The organism is Weissella hellenica, assembly GCF_005405545.1.
Lineage (GTDB): Bacteria > Bacillota > Bacilli > Lactobacillales > Lactobacillaceae > Weissella > Weissella hellenica.
The window spans coordinates 1-18,288 of the sequence record NZ_BJEG01000017.1 but is presented as its reverse complement, the minus strand read 5'-3'; the positions used below and the strand labels follow the sequence as shown (position 1 = coordinate 18,288).

The following is an 18,288-nucleotide window of genomic DNA, read 5'->3' as shown; positions in this document are numbered from 1 at the left end:
TTTCAGCTGCCTTTTTATTATGAATTGTGTAGTCAACGTTATTATATAACAAGATAGCTATTAATCAGCATTAAAAATACCAATATAAATACGTTGTAATCTTTCAGATCCTGGAAACTGTTCATTTAACAGTTCAGGCAAGACTTCCTTAATGAAATATGCAACACTTGGTAAGTCACGGAAAGCAAAAATTGTTTCCAAACTTTCCTTATATATTTCAGTAAATACAGGTTCTGGATTACCTTTTTGTAATTCACCGAATGCTTCATATAATAAGTCCACTTTGTCAGCAACAGATAAAATACGCCCTTCTAACGTGTCATCTTTTCCTTCGTGTAAACGACGCGTATATACAGCTTGTAGTTCTTTGGGGATTTCTGTACGGATAAAGTTGTCAGACAAAGTGTCTTCAACGTCAGCTAACATATGACGTAATGTAGCAGATGCATATTTAACAGGAGTTCGGATATCACCAATAAAACGTTCTGTAATATCATGATTTAGCGCCTTTTCATATAACATACGCCAATCAACCTCATTACCACTAGCCTCTTCGATGTCCCCAAGAAACTGCGCTGCCTGAGTAACTTTCCACGAATGGGCAGCAACTGAGTGTGGTTGATATTTAAAATATCCTGGTGCGCGTGAAATCATTTCTAACTCATTTAGACCAGATAAATATTGATGCATTCCCATTGATTTATTCCTCCTAATAAAATAAACATTTTAATCATATTACGTGTCTATGTATAGAAATGCAAGAAAAAAAGCCACATTTCTGTGACTTTTTCTTACATTAATATGAACCCAAAATAGTAACTTTATATTTATCGCTATCAGCACTCTTAGTTAAGTAAGCTTGCATGCCTGTGGATGCTTCAATTTTAATTTTAATAGGTACACCACTAGGTAAGTAGTTTGGTGCGCTTTGTGCAATATAATTAGCAAAACTTTCAATTTCAGTTGCTGAATAGAATTGTGTAGAAACTGATATAATCAATCCTTTTAAATTATTACCATCATATGAGGCTTGTCCTGTAACAGAAGACAAGTTAGGAAAGAAACCTTCAATATTGTTTGAAAAGTTAACAAAACTTGAATTAAGCTTGGCACTAACAGATTTGTCATCAGTTGTACTTTCTTGCATTGGCAAAACAACCGTTTGATTATCGATATTAGTCCAATTACTTAAGCTATCACCTGTTTTTGAAACATTCCAACTATAAAAATTACCACCTGCTAATGAGTCATCTTTTGCTTGTGCATACATGACAACATAAATTGGTGTGTCACGATTAATACCATTTATATTACGGTAACGTTTAACGATTTCATCAGCCATACGCTGCCCTTGCTGAATTCGATCATCCTTACTGATGTCTTGCGTAAAGTTTGCGCCGTATTGTTCTTTTTGATAGGTGTCTTGCGTGTTCATTGCTAGACCAAGGACAATGCCATGCAGTTTAAGATTGTTACCTTCTTTAGTCATGAAGTCTTGTTCTTCAATACTTTGTAGGTAAATTGGATTACGTTCATTATTAAATTTACCATTATCACGAGGGTTTAATCCGTCTTTATTATCATCAGACTGACGACTTAACCACTCATTAGCTTGATTAGTTGTTAAAAATTGCCCCTCTTGGAAAATATACTTTGACGTACTAAAATGTTCTTTTGAAAAATTTAGTAAGCCATCTTCAAAACTAACTTGATTAAAAGTATTACTTTCTTGTGATGCTGTAACACCACGCGCTTTACTAGTTAGATAACGTCCGTCCTTAATGACGGTTTGATAAGATGAGTTGTCATTTTTACTAGTTACTTGAATCCCTTTTTTTGAATTTGACTTTGTTGTTGCAGGTGCTGTTTTATTATTATGTGTGTTTGAAACAGAAGAAGAATTCTTAGAGAAGAAATTCCCAAAGAAAACTAATGCCGAAATCAGCACAATAACAGCAACAATTGAGGAAATCCATTTTACTGCACGCATACGTGTTCTCCTTTAATCGTCTAAACTGCCTAATAGTTTAGCACATTTTGTTCATTACCACTATTGTCCATAGTATCACGTAATTGTTTTTCTGACCAAATTTCAATGCCTAAATCTTGTGCTTTTGATAATTTGGAACCTGCATTTTCACCAGCTATTAATAAGTCAGTTTTTTTAGATACTGAACTGGCAACTACTGCACCTTGTGATTCTAACCATGCAGTTGCCTCACGGCGTGAAAATAAAGATAATGAACCGGTTAGCACAATTTTTTTACTTGAAAATTGCGGATTTTCAACTGCAAGCACTTGAGAAGTATATGTTAAGTTAACATTCAAATCTGACAAATCACTTATTAAGCGTTGTGCTTGCTTAGTGGTGAAATACTGCATCATACTGTCACCAATTGTTAAGCCGATACCGGGAATCGTGGCTATTTCTTCTGCTGTGGTTTGTGCAATTGTTTTAAGATCACCAAATTTGGCAGCAATGGTTTTAGCAGCTTTAGCCCCCACATTACGAATACCTAGACCAAATAATAAACGTTCAACAGAATTCGTTTTTGATGTATTAATAGCATTTAATAAATTATTTGCTGCTGTATCGCCAAATTTATCTAATTCAATCAAGTCATCATAAGTTAAACGATATAAATCTGTAACCTCTGTAACTAAGTCATGTGATAATAATTGCGTGATAATTTTAGGACCTAAACCGTCAATATTCATCGCATTACGTGAAGCAAAATGTGTTAATGATTCTTTTACTTGTGCCGGACATGCTGGATTAATACAACGCATTACGACTTCACCATCAACATGCACAAGTTCTTGTTGGCAAGCTGGGCATATTGTTGGCAACTCATAGTCAACGCTGTTAGCAGGACGTTTATCTAAAAGTACTTTACCAACTTCAGGAATAATATCACCGGCTTTATGCAAAGTCACAGTATCACCAATGCGAATTCCCTTAGCTTTTAAATAATCAGCATTATGCAAGGAAGCTCGTGCGACCGTTGTGCCTGCTAACTGTACTGGCGTCATAACTGCAGTTGGCGTAACTGCACCAGTACGACCAACTGTCCATTCGATACTCAAAATGGTCGTTTGTGCCTCTTCAGGCGGGAATTTATAGGCAATTGCCCATTTGGGTACTTTCACGGTGTTTCCTAATTCTTCATGATAATGTAAGTTATTTACTTTAATGACGATACCGTCAATACCATATGATAAGCTATCACGATTCTTAGTCTGTGAAATAATATAGGCTTCAACATCAGTCATGTTCGTTATGACTGCATTGGTTGAATTAGTTGGTAATCCCAGTCCATTTAATCGTTCTAATAAGCTTGATTGATTGGTCACGTTTAAAATTTTGGTTGCGTCTACTGCTTGGTATAAAAATGCTGCTAAACCTCTCTGCTTTGTAATTTTAGGATCTAATTGTCGTAATGAACCAGCAGCAGCATTTCTTGGATTGGCGAATGTTGGCAACCCATCACGCTCACGACTATTATTTAAAGAAACAAAGTTCGCCTTAGGCATATAAACTTCACCACGAACTTCAATAGAAATAGGTTCATTTAATTGACTAGGAATGCCATTAATTTGTTTAATGTTTTTGGTAACATCTTCACCAATATTACCATCACCACGAGTAGAAGCTTGCATTAATTTACCATTTTCATAAATTAAACTAATTGCTAAGCCATCAATTTTTAATTCAGCATTATATGATAAAGCTTCAGTAAATGATTTTTGAGTGTTATTCATCCAATTATTTAATTCATCGAAGGAAAAAACATCACCTAATGACAACATGGGTACTTCATGCGCTACTTTTGGCAATTCCGATTTTACTTGTTGCCCACCAACTTGTTGGGTAATAGAATCTGCCTGAATTAATTCCGGGAAAGTAGATTCTAAGTCTTCTAAACGTTTATAAATTTTATCGTACTCAGCATCTTCAACAGTAGGCGCATCATTTTCATAATACTCTTTAGCCCATTGTTTTAACTGATTTTGTAGTGTAGCAATTTGCTTAGCTGCTTCATTTACGTCTGTCAATGTTACGTCTGTCACAAACCAATCTCCTATCTATTTTTCAACTTTATTAATGGGTGCAAATGCCGCTAATAAACGTTTAATGCCTTGATTAGGAAAGGCAATATCTAATTCTTTATCTTCACCGTCACCACTGATCTTGACAACATGTCCAATACCCCATTTTTTATGTTGTACTGCGTCACCAATAATCCAATCTTTTTTCTCGGCACCAGTACTAATAGTACTTGGTTTTGCCTGGCTGACTGTATGGGCTGTTTGATGGCTACGTCCACTAAACGTTACCCCTTGTGCGGGTGTGACACGATGATTAAATGGAAAATCACGATCATTTGTTTGCGATCCGATACCGCTGAATGTTTCATTAATCAACCTGCTATCAATTTCATCAATAAATCTTGATGCTGGATTATTAGTTGTACGGCCATATAGTAAACGAGAATAAGCGTTAGTTAGATAGAGTTTTTCTTTAGCACGAGTAATACCGACATAAGCTAAACGTCGTTCCTCTTCTAATTGATCATCATCAGCAGCAGCTCTTGATAATGGAAAAATGTTTTCTTCCATACCAATCAAAAAGACAACAGGGAATTCTAGACCCTTAGCAGCGTGTAATGTCATTAATGTGACTTGATTATTAGTATTTTCATCAACACTGTCTAAATCAGAAACTAAGGCTAATTCACCTAAGAAATCTACATATTTAGAAATGCTTTCATCAGTTGGTTGGTAATTTTTATCAAATTCTGCAGTAACTGATAAAAATTCAGCTAGATTTTCTAATCGGCCTTCATTTTCTGGTGTTGCAACCTTTTTCAGCTGTTCTTCATAACCAGACTTGTTTAGAATAGCCTTGGTCAAATCGGTAATGCTTAAATCAAATTGCATTTGTTTTCTAAAGGTTTCAATCATATTAGCAAACGCAACTAATTTATTTGCCGCACGTGCCGGTAGTCCTGGAATAAGTAATGCGTTAGCAGCACTATCAAGTAATGTCCAATCCTTTTCTAGTGCAAAACGACGTAATTTTTCTAGTGAAGTTTGGCCGATGCCACGTTTAGGTTCATTAACAATACGCAAAAAGTTTTCATTATCTGCAGAATTGGTAACTAACGCTAAATAAGCGAGAACATCACGGATTTCTTTACGATCATAAAACTTTGAACCACCAACCACTGTATATGGCATATTAGCTTTAACTAGAGCCTCTTCGACACCACGTGATTGTGCGTTTGTACGATATAGAATAGCAAAATCACGATAATTAAATTTATTATCGTTGCATGCTTTTTTAATCTCTTTAATCACAAAAAGTGCTTCAGCCCGATCAGATTGGCCACGATAATAGGTGATTTTGTCACCATCACCATTGTCGGTCCATAATTTTTTTACGATACGTTCATCATTGTTACGAATAACACTATTAGCGGCATCCAAAATGGTTTGTGTTGAACGATAATTTTGCTCAAGCATAACCGTTTTGGCATCAGGATATTCTTTGCTGAAATTTAAAATAATTTGCATATTAGCACCACGCCAACCATAAATTGATTGATCTGAGTCACCAACAACTGCTAAATTACGGTGTTTACCTGAAAGCAAGGTTACTAATTCATATTGCGCATTGTTTGTGTCTTGATACTCATCAACATGAACATAAAGAAATTTTTCTTGGTAGTATGACAAGACTTCTTGATCTTTATGTAACAATTCGATTGTTAGCATAATTAAATCATCAAAATCAAGAGATTGTGCAAGTGCTAATCGATGCTGGTATTCTTTATAAGTTTTACCGACAATTTCCTCAAAAGTGCCTGATGCGCGTTTTAAATAATCTTCGGGCCTTTCCATAGCATTTTTCGCATTGGAAATAGCACCTAATACTGAACGTGGTGTAAATTTTTCAATATCAACATTTTGATCTTTTAGAATTCTTTTCACTAATGTTCGTTGGGCGCTGGCATCAATGATTGAAAAATCTTTTTTATAACCTAATTTATCGATATCACGACGAAGAATTCTAACAGCTAAAGCATGAAATGTGGATACCCAAACAGCGTCAGCTTCATGCTCATCAATTAATTGGCTAATACGTTCCTTCATTTCACGAGCAGCTTTATTAGTAAATGTAATTGCTAAAATTCGCCATGGCATGACATTTAAGTCTTTAATTAAATGGGCAACGCGATGGGTTAAAACCCGTGTTTTTCCTGAACCCGCACCAGCCATTATTAGAAGTGGTCCTTCTGTAGTAACAACTGCTTCAGCTTGTTTATCATTCATACCCGAAAGTAACGGATCCATATCATTTCTCCTCTTAATCTACATGTAATAATTAATGACGAATTTTCTTACCCCAATATTGATATAAGTCAACTTTTAAGGCACCGTTATATAATTTACGTTTCTTAGTCGCTTTTTTACCAAATGCTGTTTCAAATTCTTCATCTGAAGTCAAAATATATTTTGACCAAGTTGGCATATTATTATAAATATAGCCCATTTGACTGTATAGTTGACGGGCAGCGGTCTCATCACCTAGACGTTCTCCATATGGTGGATTGGCAATCAAGACACCATTAATTTTGTCAGTTGACCAATCAGCAGCAGCTAATTGCTTAAAAGTAATATCATCACCAACACCAGCAGCCTGAGCGTTATTTTTAGCAATTTCAATCATATCTTCATCAATATCATAACCAGTGATATCTAATGATTCATCAAAATTAATCATACTACGAGCTTGCGCTTTTAATGTTTGTCCAATATTTTTGTCAAACCAATCCCAGTCAGAAATATCGAATTCACGATTTAATCCGGGCGCAATATTGCGTCCAATTAGTGCGGCTTCAATGGCAATAGTTCCTGAACCAGCAGTTGGGTCAACAAAAGGATTATCGGTAAACCAGTGCGCTAATTTAACTAAGGCAGCCGCCATGGTTTCCTTTAATGGTGCCCCACCTTTTTCAGTACGATAACCACGTTTAAATAAAGAATCGCCAGTTGTGTCTAAAGTAATCATAACGTGGTTCTTATCAATAGCAGTTTCTAAAACATAGCGTTGACCTGTCTCAGGTAAATAACTCTGCGTATGATATGCTTCAGATAAGCGTTTAACAATTGCTTTTTTAGTAATTGCCTGTACTGTTGGGACAGAATGTAAAATAGAATTTTTTGAGCGCCCGTTAACTGGGAAAACTGCATCGTAAGGTAGTAAATCTTCCCAGGGAAATGCTTTAGTTTGTTCAAATAATTGATCAAAAGTTTTAGCATCAAACTCTTGTACAACTATTTTAATACGGTCAGCTACACGCAACCATAAGTTGGCACGATAAATGTCTTCAACCGTTCCGTCAAAAAATACACGACCATTTTCTGTTTGGGTAGCATACCCCATCTCTTTTAATTCACGAGCGACTAAAGCTTCCATACCGGCACCCATTGTTGCCATTAATTTAAAATTTTTCATGTTTAGTTCTCTTTCTAAGTTTATATCTTTTATTATAAAGTAGTTTGAAAATTTGGGCAAAATAAAAACCGACGCCACAAGGACGCCGGCTACCTAATGTATTGGCTGTAAGCCATGTTTTGTTCCAAATAAAAATTGGCAAAATTTATTTGGCGGTAATCATCTATCTCAAACATTTCTGTTTCCTCGATCATCGCTTCGATTCGCTAGATCAAACGCCCCTACCAAAGTTTGGGTTGCCCGCTCGTGGGGTTTACCGCGTTCCACCCATCGCATTTCTTTGATGGCTCGTCACTGTGGCACCTTAACAACTACTAACATCATAGGCAATGCCCTTAGACATGTTCACTGGCCGTCAATTACAAGAATTGCCTAGCCTTATTTTTTCAGCTAGCACGAACACTACTAACATCACAGTTAGTGCGAGCATGGACTTTCCTCATGTAACAAAAGTTACACGCAATTACCCACCAATACATCACAAATATCTATTATACACTTAATCCGTAGATTGTGTAGTGTTTTCTGAAACAATTACATCTTCAATATCATCTGGTTGTTCATCAACCTTTTCTTGTGGCTTTTTAAATTGTTCAGATGAAGCTTTACCAAATACACGACGTTCTAAGTTAGATAGTCGCTTTAGAATATCCATATTAGTATTCACAGTAGGTGCAGGCGATGCTTTCGGTTCAGAAGTTGGGGCTGCTGAAACTTGCTTTGTTAATTCAGCAACTTGATCCTTTAACTTTTGATTTTGATTCGTCAACTCACCAATATTATTCTGAAAAGCTTGGTAATCAGAGATAATTTCATCTAAATAAGCATCAACATCTGTAATATCATAACCAGTACCAATGCGTGTCTTTTTAAAATCCTTGTTTAGAATTTCTTCCCGAGTATGTTGCACGTTTTCCATCACTTGCACTCCTTAGTTTTCTTCTAATACTAGTTTAACAGCTTTTTAACTAGATGACAAAATTACTTGTGTAAATAAATGGCTTTTATGAGGTTTAATAGTCATTTATTTCTAATTGATATTCATCAGCATATTCTTGCAAACGCTCAAAATCGAGTAAACTGACAGGATATTCATGGCTTTTTGCATGAAATTGCATGGCATTATATTCAAATTTTGCCCGTGAATTAGACACTTCCGTATCATAAAAACTAACAGCATGTTCAGTATGAGCCAACATAAAATTTTGATAGTCTTTGAGTTGTTGTGGATTTTTGTAAGTAGTATTAAGTACTGAACTATTAAAATCAACACCTTCTTTTAAAGCATTAAGCTTTATTTGTTTATTTTCTTTCCAATTTTTACCAAAATCAATAAAAGGTGTCATCATGGCAATTTTAAATTCAGGGAAAGTCGTTTCTTTTAATTGTAGCGCTTGCTCAATCGCCCATTGTTCAACGCCGAGCTGGCCCCCTGTAATTAGCCATTCACAACCGTCATTGATGGCATTAGTCAAAATCTTATTTAATGCATAATTAATAACAGTTAATTTTGGATCTTTGTTGTTAAATATTCCCAATTCATAGTCACGAAAACCAGTTATCCACATACGATTCATACATTATCTCCTTTTGTCTGACAACGGCTATTAAATTCATTGAACCTGTTACTATCCTGCTACATTTGGTATAATAGCAAAGATAAAGTTTAATTATAGGAGTTCATAATGGCTTTCAATTATCCGAATGGACATTCTTTTAATCAAAAAGCATTTCAAAAACCAATTGTAAGCTATGGTGCTTCACAGAGCAATCGCGGAATGTCATTAGAATCTGATATTAATGAAGCAAATAAATATTATTTGGCGATGGGTCAAGCTGTTATTCATAAAAAGCCAACGCCAATCCAAATAGTAAATGTTAGCTACCCTGCTCGTGCCGCAGCCAAAATTACCGAAGCTTATTTTCGACAAGCTTCAACAACAGATTATAATGGTATCTATAAAGGCTATTATATTGACTTTGATGCTAAGGAAACAACCCATAAACGGTCGTTTCCTTTAAATAATATTCATGAGCATCAAGTTAAACATCTAAAGGCAATTGCTAAACAAAATGGATTAGCTTTTATGATTATTAGATTTACCGTTTTGCAAGAAACTTACGTTGTATGGGCAAAATTAATTTTTGAATACTGGGATAATAGAGAAACCGGTCGGAAATCTATTCCCTACGAAACGATTGCTAAATTTGGTGAATTAGTGGAACAACATTATAATCCAACTACTCCCTATTTACAGGCAGTTGATAAATTACTCATAGAATGTAAAAAAGAAGGAGATAATTTAATATGACAGAAAAAATGTCACGTGTTTCGCGAGGACAGCAGAACACAAATAACAATAAACGGCCATCTCAATCTAAGAAAACAAATAATAAAAAGACTAATTCTAAATTTAAACGTATTACAAAGTACACAATTTTAGGCTTAATCGTTTTATTCATTGTTGGTGGTTTAAGTGGTGCTGGATTATTTGCTTATTATGCATCATCGGCGCCAAAAGTGACGAATGCAGCGTTAGTGGGCACATCACAAACTAAGTTTTTAGATCGTGAGGGTAATGTTTTTTATTCGACTGGTTCAAAACGTGAAAGTGCGCGTCAAAGTGAAATTCCTAAACAAATGCGTATGGCGATTGTTTCAATCGAGGACCGACGTTTTTATAAGCATCATGGTGTAGATCCTCGTCGAATTATTGGTGCAGCTTTTGCCAATGTCACTGGTTCATCTTTGGGACTACAGGGTGGTTCTACCCTAACGCAACAATTGATTAAATTGACGGCCTTTTCAACAAAGTCAAGTGATCAAACATTGAAGCGTAAGGCACAAGAAGCGTGGTTAGCGCTGAAACTTGAAAAGCAATATTCAAAGAATCAAATTTTAACCCTTTATATGAATAAAGTTTATATGGGTAACGGTGTTTATGGTATGAAGACTGCTGCTGACGATTACTTTAACAAAAGTCTTTCGGATTTATCTGTACCGCAAATAGCTTTCTTAGCTGGGTTGCCACAGTCCCCTTCTGGATACGATCCCTATTCTAATCCAAAGGGTGCAACTAACCGTCGTAATGAAGTATTGACAGCTATGGCAAATAACAATGTTATTTCTCAAACTGAAGCTAAAGAATATCGTAATACACCTATTACAGATGGTCTAGCTAAAGAACATGCTCCATTAGATATTGAAGATGAAGATAATAAAGTTGATGATGCGTATATCACATCAGTTCGTAATAAATTAACAGATCTTGGTTATGATTTGAATAAAGATGGTTTAGTGGTACAAACTAATTTGGATTCTAAAGTGCAACAGCGTGCATATGATGTTGCGAATACTGATGATTATGTACAATGGACTGATGATATGATGCAAGTTGGTTTGACAGTCACTGACCCTAATAATGGACAAGTTATTGCACAAATTGGTAGTCGTAAGCAAAGTACGTTGCAAGGAACTAACCGTGCAACAAATACTAGACGTTCTTCTGGTTCGACTGCTAAGCCATTAGTTGATTATGGTCCAGCAGTTGAAAACTTAGACTGGTCAACCAATCATTCATTAAATGATGCACCATATATCTATCCAGGCTCAAACATATCTGTATATAATGCTGATCGTCAATATCAAGGTAATATTACGATGCGTAAATCACTTGCCCTATCACGAAATATTCCGGCAGTTAAAACATTACAAGAGGTCGGTTATGATAATTCGGCTAAGTTCTTAAATGGCTTGGGTATTCCAATTAAGGCCGCTGATCTAGTTGCTTCTAGCGCAATTGGTATCAATGTATCTAGTGAACAGGAAGCCGCTGCTTTTGCTGCTTTTGATAACGGTGGGACTTACTATGAACCACAATATATCTCTAAAATCACAGATCAAAGTGGCGCTGTTAAGGAATTTGAAGATTCTGGCAAGCAGGCAATGAAAGGCTCAACAGCGTTCATGCTAACTAACATGATGAAGTCGGTGATTACTGATTCATATGCTAAGATAATTAATACTTCTGATTATGCGCAAGCTGGTAAAACTGGTGTGACAGCTTATGAGGATAAGTTAAATATGCCAGATGGGTCTGCATCAGATTCTTGGTTTACTGGATATACAAAACAAGCAGCAATTTCTGTTTGGACTGGTTATGACCAACCAAATCAACCAGGTCATTCTCTCGCTGCTGGTGAACAACAATTTACACCATTACGTGTATACAAAGCAGTGATGGATTACATTATGTCTTCAACTGCTAACGCGGATGGAACTGATTGGGAAATGCCAAATAGTGTTAAGAGTACAACAGTTAATGGTATTAAAGAGTATTCAGTCGTTGGTGCTGATACTTCGGCCGAAAATGTAATTAGTCAACCTGTAAGACGTGCACCTACAACGCCCAGAAGAAGCAGTCGTTCATCTTCATCGGTAGTTCAGGCGCCATCAAGTAGTTCATCTGAGGCGGAATCATCATCAACCTCAGAACAACCTGATAGTTCATCAGAATCTAGTGAACCAGCGTCATCATCAACTAGCAGTGACGATGCTTCAGAAGCAACCTCAAGTAGTGAACCAGCGTCAAGTTCGAATGAGGATGATCAGCCAAATGAGGAAATATCACAATAGTTAGTAAAAAACGAGACAACCAAAAACTTGGCTGTCTCGTTTTTTATTTGAATTTATCCCAATCAACATTGAAAATATCAATGTCAAGTGGGATATCAATTACTTCGTCTGACTGTAATTGCTTGTACTGTTGATGTTTATTTTTTTCATTCGCAATATCATTTAATGAATGATAATTTTTTTTCTGCCATGATACCAAAATAGTTTCAATATATCTTAAATTTAAGGCGCCATTTAAAACGGCTTCTTGTACAGCAGCTTTAATAAACAGTGGCTTAAAATGGTCGATATCAAACCAGTTTTTAATTGTCTCCATTTCTATTTGGCTTAATGGACGTCCAAATTCTTGCTCAATTAAATTATAAATATCTGCTCGCTTAATTTGCCCTTCTTCAGTTGGCGGTAACCCCTGTTTATCAATACGATCATTGGTACTCTCATGATTAACTTTATTTTTAAATAAAGCAATATAAAGTGGCATAAAATCAAGTTCGGTAGTGACCCTGCCATCATTAGCATGTCGACTATTAAATTTAACTAGGCCTTTTTTACGCATTTCTTCTAAATGGGAAAACACCTTTTTAGCTGACCATCCTAAAACTTGACCAATTTGTTCTGTACTGGGTTCTAAATCACCGTGATCAGCGCCCATTTTGGTTTGAATATATACTAATAATTCATCATTGTTCATGCCAATTTCACGATAATGCTGTAATAAAAAATTATTTAGCGTCGTTTGGCCTAACTTTAAAAACGACATTAAATTATTCTGATCAATTTCCATTTTTATGACCAACCTTTTCATTATAATACTTAAATTTATTCATAAAATGATAAGATTATCCAAATGGAAAATCTTGATTTGTTAACTGTTATTGTGGCTTTTTAAACAAATTCACACTAGTAAATCTTAATACCGACATTGTTGTAAATAAATACTCTATTTAAACAATATAAGATTAATAGCCCTTAATAAAACAGTACAACTTAGCATACCATATATCATCACTTTAAGAAAAGATAGTTCTGTTGGTGGCTAAAAAATTACATTTTCAGGCGAAATCTCGTGTCAATTCCCTATATTTTGTGTGGGAATATTGTGAATTTATGGGGATTTTAGCGTACATTACATAAAAATAGCGTACATTAATGAACAAATAAAAACCGCTACAAGCATTGTCACATCAATGTTTATAGCGGTTTAATAGTATTTATAATAATTTTATGGCCATAGTCGGTTCATTGTACGTGGGAACGGTATTGCTTCGCGAATATGCTCTTCACCAGTAATCCAAGTTACAGCACGTTCTAGTCCAAGTCCAAATCCAGAATGAGGTACAGATCCGTACTTACGTAAATCTAAGTACCATGAGTATTCATTAAGATTAAGACCTTGCTCTTTAATGCGCTTTTCTAGATAATCATAATCAGTATCACGCTCAGAACCACCAATGATTTCACCATAACCTTCAGGTGCTAACAAGTCAGCAGAGATAACTACATCATCACGATCAGGATGGCGCTTCATGTAAAAGGCTTTAATTGCCTTAGGGAAATTAGTAATAAATACTGGCTTTGCATAATGGTTTGCTAAGAAAGTTTCCTCAGGTGAACCAAAATCAACCCCCCATTGCACATCAAAGTCATTATCTTGTAATAACTTAATAGCATCATCATATGAAACACGCGGATATGGTAACTGTGTATATGACTTTAGTAGTTCTTTATCACGACCTAATAGATCTAATTCATATTCATTACGATCCAAGACAGATTGAATTAAGTAAGCGATGTAACGTTCTTGAACTTTTAATGAATCTTCTTGTGTCATCCAAGCCATTTCAGGTTCAATCATCCAAAATTCTGTTAAATGACGACGTGTCTTAGACTTTTCAGCACGGAAAGTTGGTCCAAAAGTGAAAACTCGACCGAAAGCCATTGCACCAGCTTCAGCATATAATTGTCCTGTTTGTGAAAGGTATGCATCTTCATCAAAATATTCAGTGTGGAATAATTCAGTCGTTCCTTCGGGTGCTGAACCAGTCATTAGTGGTGAATCAATTTTAATAAACCCTTCTTTATTAAAGAATTCGTACGTCGCAGCAATCAAAGTATTACGGATACGTAGTACAGCAAATGGCTGAATATGACGTAAATACAAATGACGATGATCCATTAAGAACTCGGTTCCGTGTTCTTTTGGTGTAATTGGGTACCCCTCTGATGCACCAACAACTGTTAAGTCTTTGATTTGCATCTCGTAACCAAATGGTGAACGCTCATCAGCAACAATTGTCCCAATCAAATACATGCTTGTTTCTTGTGTAAGAGCCTTTGCTTTCGAAAAGATATCTTCACCAACATTAGCTTTAACAACAACACCTTGGAAGAAAGCCGTACCATCACGTAATTGCAAGAATTGCATCTTACCTGATCCACGTTTATTCCTTAGCCATGCACCTAAACGGACTTCTTGGCCAACATAATTTTTCGCGTCTTCAATGCGAATTGTTTCCATTATTTTGAGCTCCTTTATGGTTAATTAACATTTTATAAATGACGAATAGTCTGTACTTGTTTACCATTTGAAAATTGGTATGTGATAAAGTTTAAATTGTCATCTTTGTCAATAAAAGTAACTTGCCAAACTGGCACTTTTTCATATATTGCTAAACCAATACTCGTTACTTTTTGTGGATGAAATTGTTTCTCTACTAATTTTCGCACGTTCTTTTCTGACAAACCATCGGCCATATTTATAGTTGTTAGTTTATTTGATGTTCCACGAGCAATAACACCAACTTGCTCGTGTTTTTTATTTTCACCGACTGCACTATAGTACGTGTCTTGCCGTGAAATACGATAAAATTTTGATACAGAGGACAACTTATTTGATTGCTTAGCAATTTTTGTTATGCGCTCTTTGGCAGTGTCAATAGGACTTTGTGCCTTTCCTAAAATTGATACACCAATCAAAATGATGATTAAAAATATCAAGATACCAAGTAACCAGTGTCGAAGCCGCTTACCACGATATCCGTGAATTGTCGATCGCATACGCATCTCCATGTCACTAAGCTCCTTTATAATAAACAGGTTTACCCACTATAAAAACAAACCACTTACTACTTTACCAAATTTTTGGTCCTTGTTAAAGATGTTTATGTCCTTCTGCAAAAAAATTCTGTAAAGTTGGCACGATTTGATCATCAGTTAGTTCTTTTTGCGGTAAATTTGTTGGCAGCATTTTACGCAATGTTTTACCATACGCCTTTGTTAAAATACGAACATCATAGATGATGATAGCGCCATAATCTTCTGGTGTTCTTATTAAACGACCGATTCCTTGTCTTAACCTAAGAACTGCCTTAGGCAAAGTGCTTTGGTAAAATGGTTGCTTACCTTGAGCAGTTAAAACCGCTTCTTCTGCTTTTTGTAATACTGTATCTGGACGGTCAAATGGTAATCGTGCAATCACAAGTAATCGTAATTGGTCATCTGGTAAATCAATCCCTTCCCAGAAACTGGCAGCTCCCAGCACCACAATGTTTTTTTCAGACTGCATACGTTTCCTAATTTTACCACGAGTACCAGTTACTCCTTGTGCTAAAATTGTCAACTTACTCTGTTGTATTTTAGGGTTAGCTTGCATTTGATTGTACACTTGTTGAATCATTTCCAGAGAATTAAACAAAACTAGCGTATTTTTATTTACAGCTGTTGTAACATTGGCTAATTGATTAGCTAAATAGTTTACAAAATGTTTATCTGTTGGTGCTGGTGCATTTTTAACCATCAAAAGTTTAGCTTGTTTTTCAAAATTAAAAATATCAGGATAGTGACGTACTGTGGCTGTTTCTTTATCTATATTTAATCGATCATATAAATAACCTGATTTAGTTGACGTAAATAAAGTTGCACCGATAATTGTTGGTGGCATGAAATGTGGATAAACTTTCTCTTCGAAATAATTTAGTGTATGTAATAATCCACCACTTAACTTTAAATTACTACTATCATGATTTTGTGCATCGGTTAACCAAAAAATACTAGCCTTTGGAAAATCAACTAAATCTTGTTGGAAAATGGTCAGTTGTTTTTCGTATTGACTAATACTATCTAATAAACGCCTAAAATCAGCTAATTGTTGTCTTTCCCCTAGTGAAAAAGCAGTTTTAGAATCACTAAATTGTCCTAATAAACTTTGTAGCGAATCTTCTAATTGTAATACTTCCTTATGGATGCTAGTCACATGATTTGCTTGATCAATCCAAAATTGTGCAAAATCATTATTTGCCAAAGCAATTTCGTATTGTCCTTGTGTTGCTGGCATTTTTTTATTTAATAAAAAACGTCGATATAAGGCAACTTGTAACTGTGGAATCTCATTTGAGATAACTTCTAAAGACTGCAGTAAATGATTTTTTAATCGTTCACCACCAATAATACGGTGCAAAATATCACCAATAGCGGGTTTTGTATCTTGTAAAATCAAATTAATTGCCGTCTGTACCCGAGCTAACCATGTCTGAATTGGTAGCTGATGCCGACTTTGATCTAGAACAGCGGAAGGTAAGTTTTGCGCTTCATCAATTACTAAGTAAGGCTTGTTCTTTTGATCACCTAATTCACTTGCATACTCTGCTAAATAATTATGATTAACAACCAAAAATTGTGCTTGTTGAGCTAAGACATGTTGTCTTTCAAAAAATTCGTAACCATAAAATGGTGACCCTGTTGGATTGTTCGCATTTTGTGATAGCTTTGCAATGAATTTTTGCTGTGCATTCATTAAATGTAATTCATCAAAATCTCCACGAACAGTTTCAGTTAACCATACTAAAATTTGGGCTTTAATAAACTGTAATGAGGTAGTACCTTCATCAATTTGCAATGAGCGTTTAAAACTTTGCAAATTTAAATATTGGCAACGGCCTTTTAAACTGACTGCTCGCACTTCAAAAGGTAAAATATTATGTAATGTTGTATTAATTGTTTCAGTAACCTGTGTTTGCAAGGTAATCGTTGGCTCGGTAACAATAACTTGCTTTTCTGTATCATTTGCTAAATAGGTAAAAGGTAACAAAAACCCGAGTGTTTTACCCATACCAGTTGGTGCTTCTGCAACAAACGCTGATTCTCCAGGCACTGTTGAAAAAGTCGTTGTTGTATAGTGCTTTTTAATAGCATTCATTAATTTAGCTTGTTGCTCACGGTACGTTAAAGTTTTTACGTATAGTTGTTGTTTAGCCGCACGTTTAGCTGGATAAGGTATATTTTTTGTATTACTTAATGGCTCAGGATCACTGAAACGATGAATAGCTAGTCCATCTATTACTTGTAAGTGTTTTGATAACGGTTGACGTAATGTTTTTGCTTTTAATAATGCTTTTTCAAATAATACTTTAGAATCTTTTGGCAGTACCAGAGGTAAATCTACTAAAGCTTGTAAGGTCACTATCGGTAATGATTCTAGCCGAGTGATGATCTTAATTAATAAAGCTCCTGTTGCTAAAGCATCACTATCCGCTTGGTGAGGTCGCCCGTGAGTTAAGGATAGATAAGTTGTTAAATCTACTAAGCGAAAACCTGGTGCTGTTGGCCACACAATTTGACTTAAGGTAACAGTATCCAAAGCTACCAAGTCTAATTCAGTCAATCCTGCCCTTTTAAATTCAGCGTTTAAGAATGGTAAATCAAAATTGACATTGTGTGCAACAAAAATTGTTCCTGATAACATTGTATGAATTGATTCAGCAATATCTGCAAACAATGGTGCCCCTTCTACCATATCTTGTGTGATGCCAGTCAATTGCACAATATTTCGTGGAATAATGTCTTTTGGATTTATTAAAGTTGAAAATTGATTAATAATTTTTTTGTTTTGTACGAACGCAATCGCAATTTGAATAATACGACCTGATTCGCTCGTTGTACGAGTTGTTTCCAGATCAACAACTGCATAGATGTCTTTATTTAGCATCGAAACGCACCACGACTTTCTCTATAATCTTAGGTAAATTATAGCATATTTATACAGGTATATTTATGTAATCTGCTATTGGATTATGTCACATTCATATAAAGCATATTCTATTATATTTTGTTAAAAATCGTGTAAAATTGAAAA

Annotated in this window: 13 protein-coding genes and 1 other RNA gene; 2 read left to right on the top strand and 12 right to left on the bottom strand. The window is 35.4% G+C overall.

What is annotated here, in order from left to right; genetic code table 11:
• Positions 1 to 60 precede the first annotated feature (60 nt).
• The 8 genes from FFM61_RS08150 to FFM61_RS08115 form a co-directional block, all read right to left on the bottom strand.
• Positions 61 to 696 carry a YfbR-like 5'-deoxynucleotidase gene (locus FFM61_RS08150; RefSeq protein WP_074426979.1) on the bottom strand — a complete coding sequence of 212 codons (636 nt, stop codon included), beginning with the start codon at positions 694 to 696 and terminating at the stop codon, positions 61 to 63.
• A 100-nt stretch (positions 697 to 796) separates the two neighbouring features.
• Positions 797 to 1,990, bottom strand: coding sequence for a CamS family sex pheromone protein (locus FFM61_RS08145; protein WP_074426978.1), 1,194 nt, complete (start codon positions 1,988 to 1,990; stop codon positions 797 to 799).
• Positions 1,991 to 2,019: 29 nt separating this feature from the next.
• The gene (gene ligA, locus FFM61_RS08140) at positions 2,020 to 4,071 is read right to left on the bottom strand and encodes an NAD-dependent DNA ligase LigA (RefSeq protein ID WP_074426977.1); all 2,052 of its coding nucleotides are present in this window, start codon (positions 4,069 to 4,071) and stop codon (positions 2,020 to 2,022) included.
• A gap of 15 nt (positions 4,072 to 4,086) precedes the next feature.
• Complete coding sequence (pcrA, locus tag FFM61_RS08135; RefSeq protein WP_074426976.1) at positions 4,087 to 6,357, bottom strand: DNA helicase PcrA; 2,271 nt, start codon at positions 6,355 to 6,357, stop codon at positions 4,087 to 4,089.
• Between the two features lie 31 nt (positions 6,358 to 6,388).
• Positions 6,389 to 7,522 (bottom strand): THUMP domain-containing class I SAM-dependent RNA methyltransferase, encoded by a 1,134-nt coding sequence (locus FFM61_RS08130; RefSeq protein WP_074426975.1) that lies wholly within the window; start codon positions 7,520 to 7,522, stop codon positions 6,389 to 6,391.
• Between the two features lie 103 nt (positions 7,523 to 7,625).
• Positions 7,626 to 7,997: RNase P RNA component class B (gene rnpB / locus FFM61_RS08125), an RNA gene on the bottom strand.
• Positions 7,998 to 8,021: 24 nt separating this feature from the next.
• The gene (gene gpsB, locus FFM61_RS08120) at positions 8,022 to 8,441 is read right to left on the bottom strand and encodes a cell division regulator GpsB (protein WP_074426974.1); all 420 of its coding nucleotides are present in this window, start codon (positions 8,439 to 8,441) and stop codon (positions 8,022 to 8,024) included.
• Positions 8,442 to 8,535: 94 nt separating this feature from the next.
• The gene (locus tag FFM61_RS08115) at positions 8,536 to 9,099 is read right to left on the bottom strand and encodes an SLOG family protein (protein ID WP_074426973.1); all 564 of its coding nucleotides are present in this window, start codon (positions 9,097 to 9,099) and stop codon (positions 8,536 to 8,538) included.
• A gap of 108 nt (positions 9,100 to 9,207) precedes the next feature.
• Between FFM61_RS08115 and recU the strand changes: the two genes are divergently transcribed.
• Positions 9,208 to 9,834, top strand: coding sequence for a Holliday junction resolvase RecU (gene recU / locus FFM61_RS08110; RefSeq protein WP_074426972.1), 627 nt, complete (start codon positions 9,208 to 9,210; stop codon positions 9,832 to 9,834).
• Positions 9,831 to 12,158, top strand: a complete 2,328-nt coding sequence (locus tag FFM61_RS08105; RefSeq protein WP_074426971.1) for a PBP1A family penicillin-binding protein — start codon at positions 9,831 to 9,833, stop codon at positions 12,156 to 12,158. Before recU ends, FFM61_RS08105 begins: the two co-directional genes overlap by 4 nt.
• Positions 12,159 to 12,201: 43 nt before the next feature.
• Here the strand turns inward: FFM61_RS08105 and FFM61_RS08100 are convergent, their stop codons facing one another.
• The 4 genes from FFM61_RS08100 to FFM61_RS08085 form a co-directional block, all read right to left on the bottom strand.
• Positions 12,202 to 12,942 (bottom strand): DnaD domain-containing protein, encoded by a 741-nt coding sequence (locus tag FFM61_RS08100; RefSeq protein WP_083194419.1) that lies wholly within the window; start codon positions 12,940 to 12,942, stop codon positions 12,202 to 12,204.
• Between the two features lie 438 nt (positions 12,943 to 13,380).
• Positions 13,381 to 14,676, bottom strand: a complete 1,296-nt coding sequence (asnS, locus tag FFM61_RS08095; RefSeq protein ID WP_074426970.1) for an asparagine--tRNA ligase — start codon at positions 14,674 to 14,676, stop codon at positions 13,381 to 13,383.
• A 32-nt stretch (positions 14,677 to 14,708) separates the two neighbouring features.
• Positions 14,709 to 15,215, bottom strand: coding sequence for a cell wall elongation regulator TseB-like domain-containing protein (locus FFM61_RS08090; protein WP_240006000.1), 507 nt, complete (start codon positions 15,213 to 15,215; stop codon positions 14,709 to 14,711).
• 94 nt (positions 15,216 to 15,309) lie between these two features.
• Entirely contained in the window at positions 15,310 to 18,141 is a 2,832-nt protein-coding gene (locus FFM61_RS08085; RefSeq protein WP_083194418.1) for a helicase C-terminal domain-containing protein, read from the bottom strand.
• Between the last annotated feature and the right edge of the window lie 147 nt (positions 18,142 to 18,288).

What these genes read in the sequence shown, in the direction of transcription:
- FFM61_RS08085 (WP_083194418.1), bottom strand. Translation starts at nt 18,141, where the DNA reads ATGCTAAATAAAGACATCTATGCAGTTGTTGATCTGGAAACAACTCGT.
- FFM61_RS08130 (WP_074426975.1), bottom strand. Translation starts at nt 7,522, where the DNA reads ATGAAAAATTTTAAATTAATGGCAACAATGGGTGCCGGTATGGAAGCT.
- FFM61_RS08115 (WP_074426973.1), bottom strand. Translation starts at nt 9,099, where the DNA reads ATGAATCGTATGTGGATAACTGGTTTTCGTGACTATGAATTGGGAATA.
- FFM61_RS08090 (WP_240006000.1), bottom strand. Translation starts at nt 15,215, where the DNA reads ATGCGATCGACAATTCACGGATATCGTGGTAAGCGGCTTCGACACTGG.
- FFM61_RS08105 (WP_074426971.1), top strand. Translation starts at nt 9,831, where the DNA reads ATGACAGAAAAAATGTCACGTGTTTCGCGAGGACAGCAGAACACAAAT.
- FFM61_RS08145 (WP_074426978.1), bottom strand. Translation starts at nt 1,990, where the DNA reads ATGCGTGCAGTAAAATGGATTTCCTCAATTGTTGCTGTTATTGTGCTG.
- FFM61_RS08150 (WP_074426979.1), bottom strand. Translation starts at nt 696, where the DNA reads ATGGGAATGCATCAATATTTATCTGGTCTAAATGAGTTAGAAATGATT.
- recU (WP_074426972.1), top strand. Translation starts at nt 9,208, where the DNA reads ATGGCTTTCAATTATCCGAATGGACATTCTTTTAATCAAAAAGCATTT.
- pcrA (WP_074426976.1), bottom strand. Translation starts at nt 6,357, where the DNA reads ATGGATCCGTTACTTTCGGGTATGAATGATAAACAAGCTGAAGCAGTT.
- FFM61_RS08100 (WP_083194419.1), bottom strand. Translation starts at nt 12,942, where the DNA reads ATGGAAATTGATCAGAATAATTTAATGTCGTTTTTAAAGTTAGGCCAA.
- gpsB (WP_074426974.1), bottom strand. Translation starts at nt 8,441, where the DNA reads ATGGAAAACGTGCAACATACTCGGGAAGAAATTCTAAACAAGGATTTT.
- asnS (WP_074426970.1), bottom strand. Translation starts at nt 14,676, where the DNA reads ATGGAAACAATTCGCATTGAAGACGCGAAAAATTATGTTGGCCAAGAA.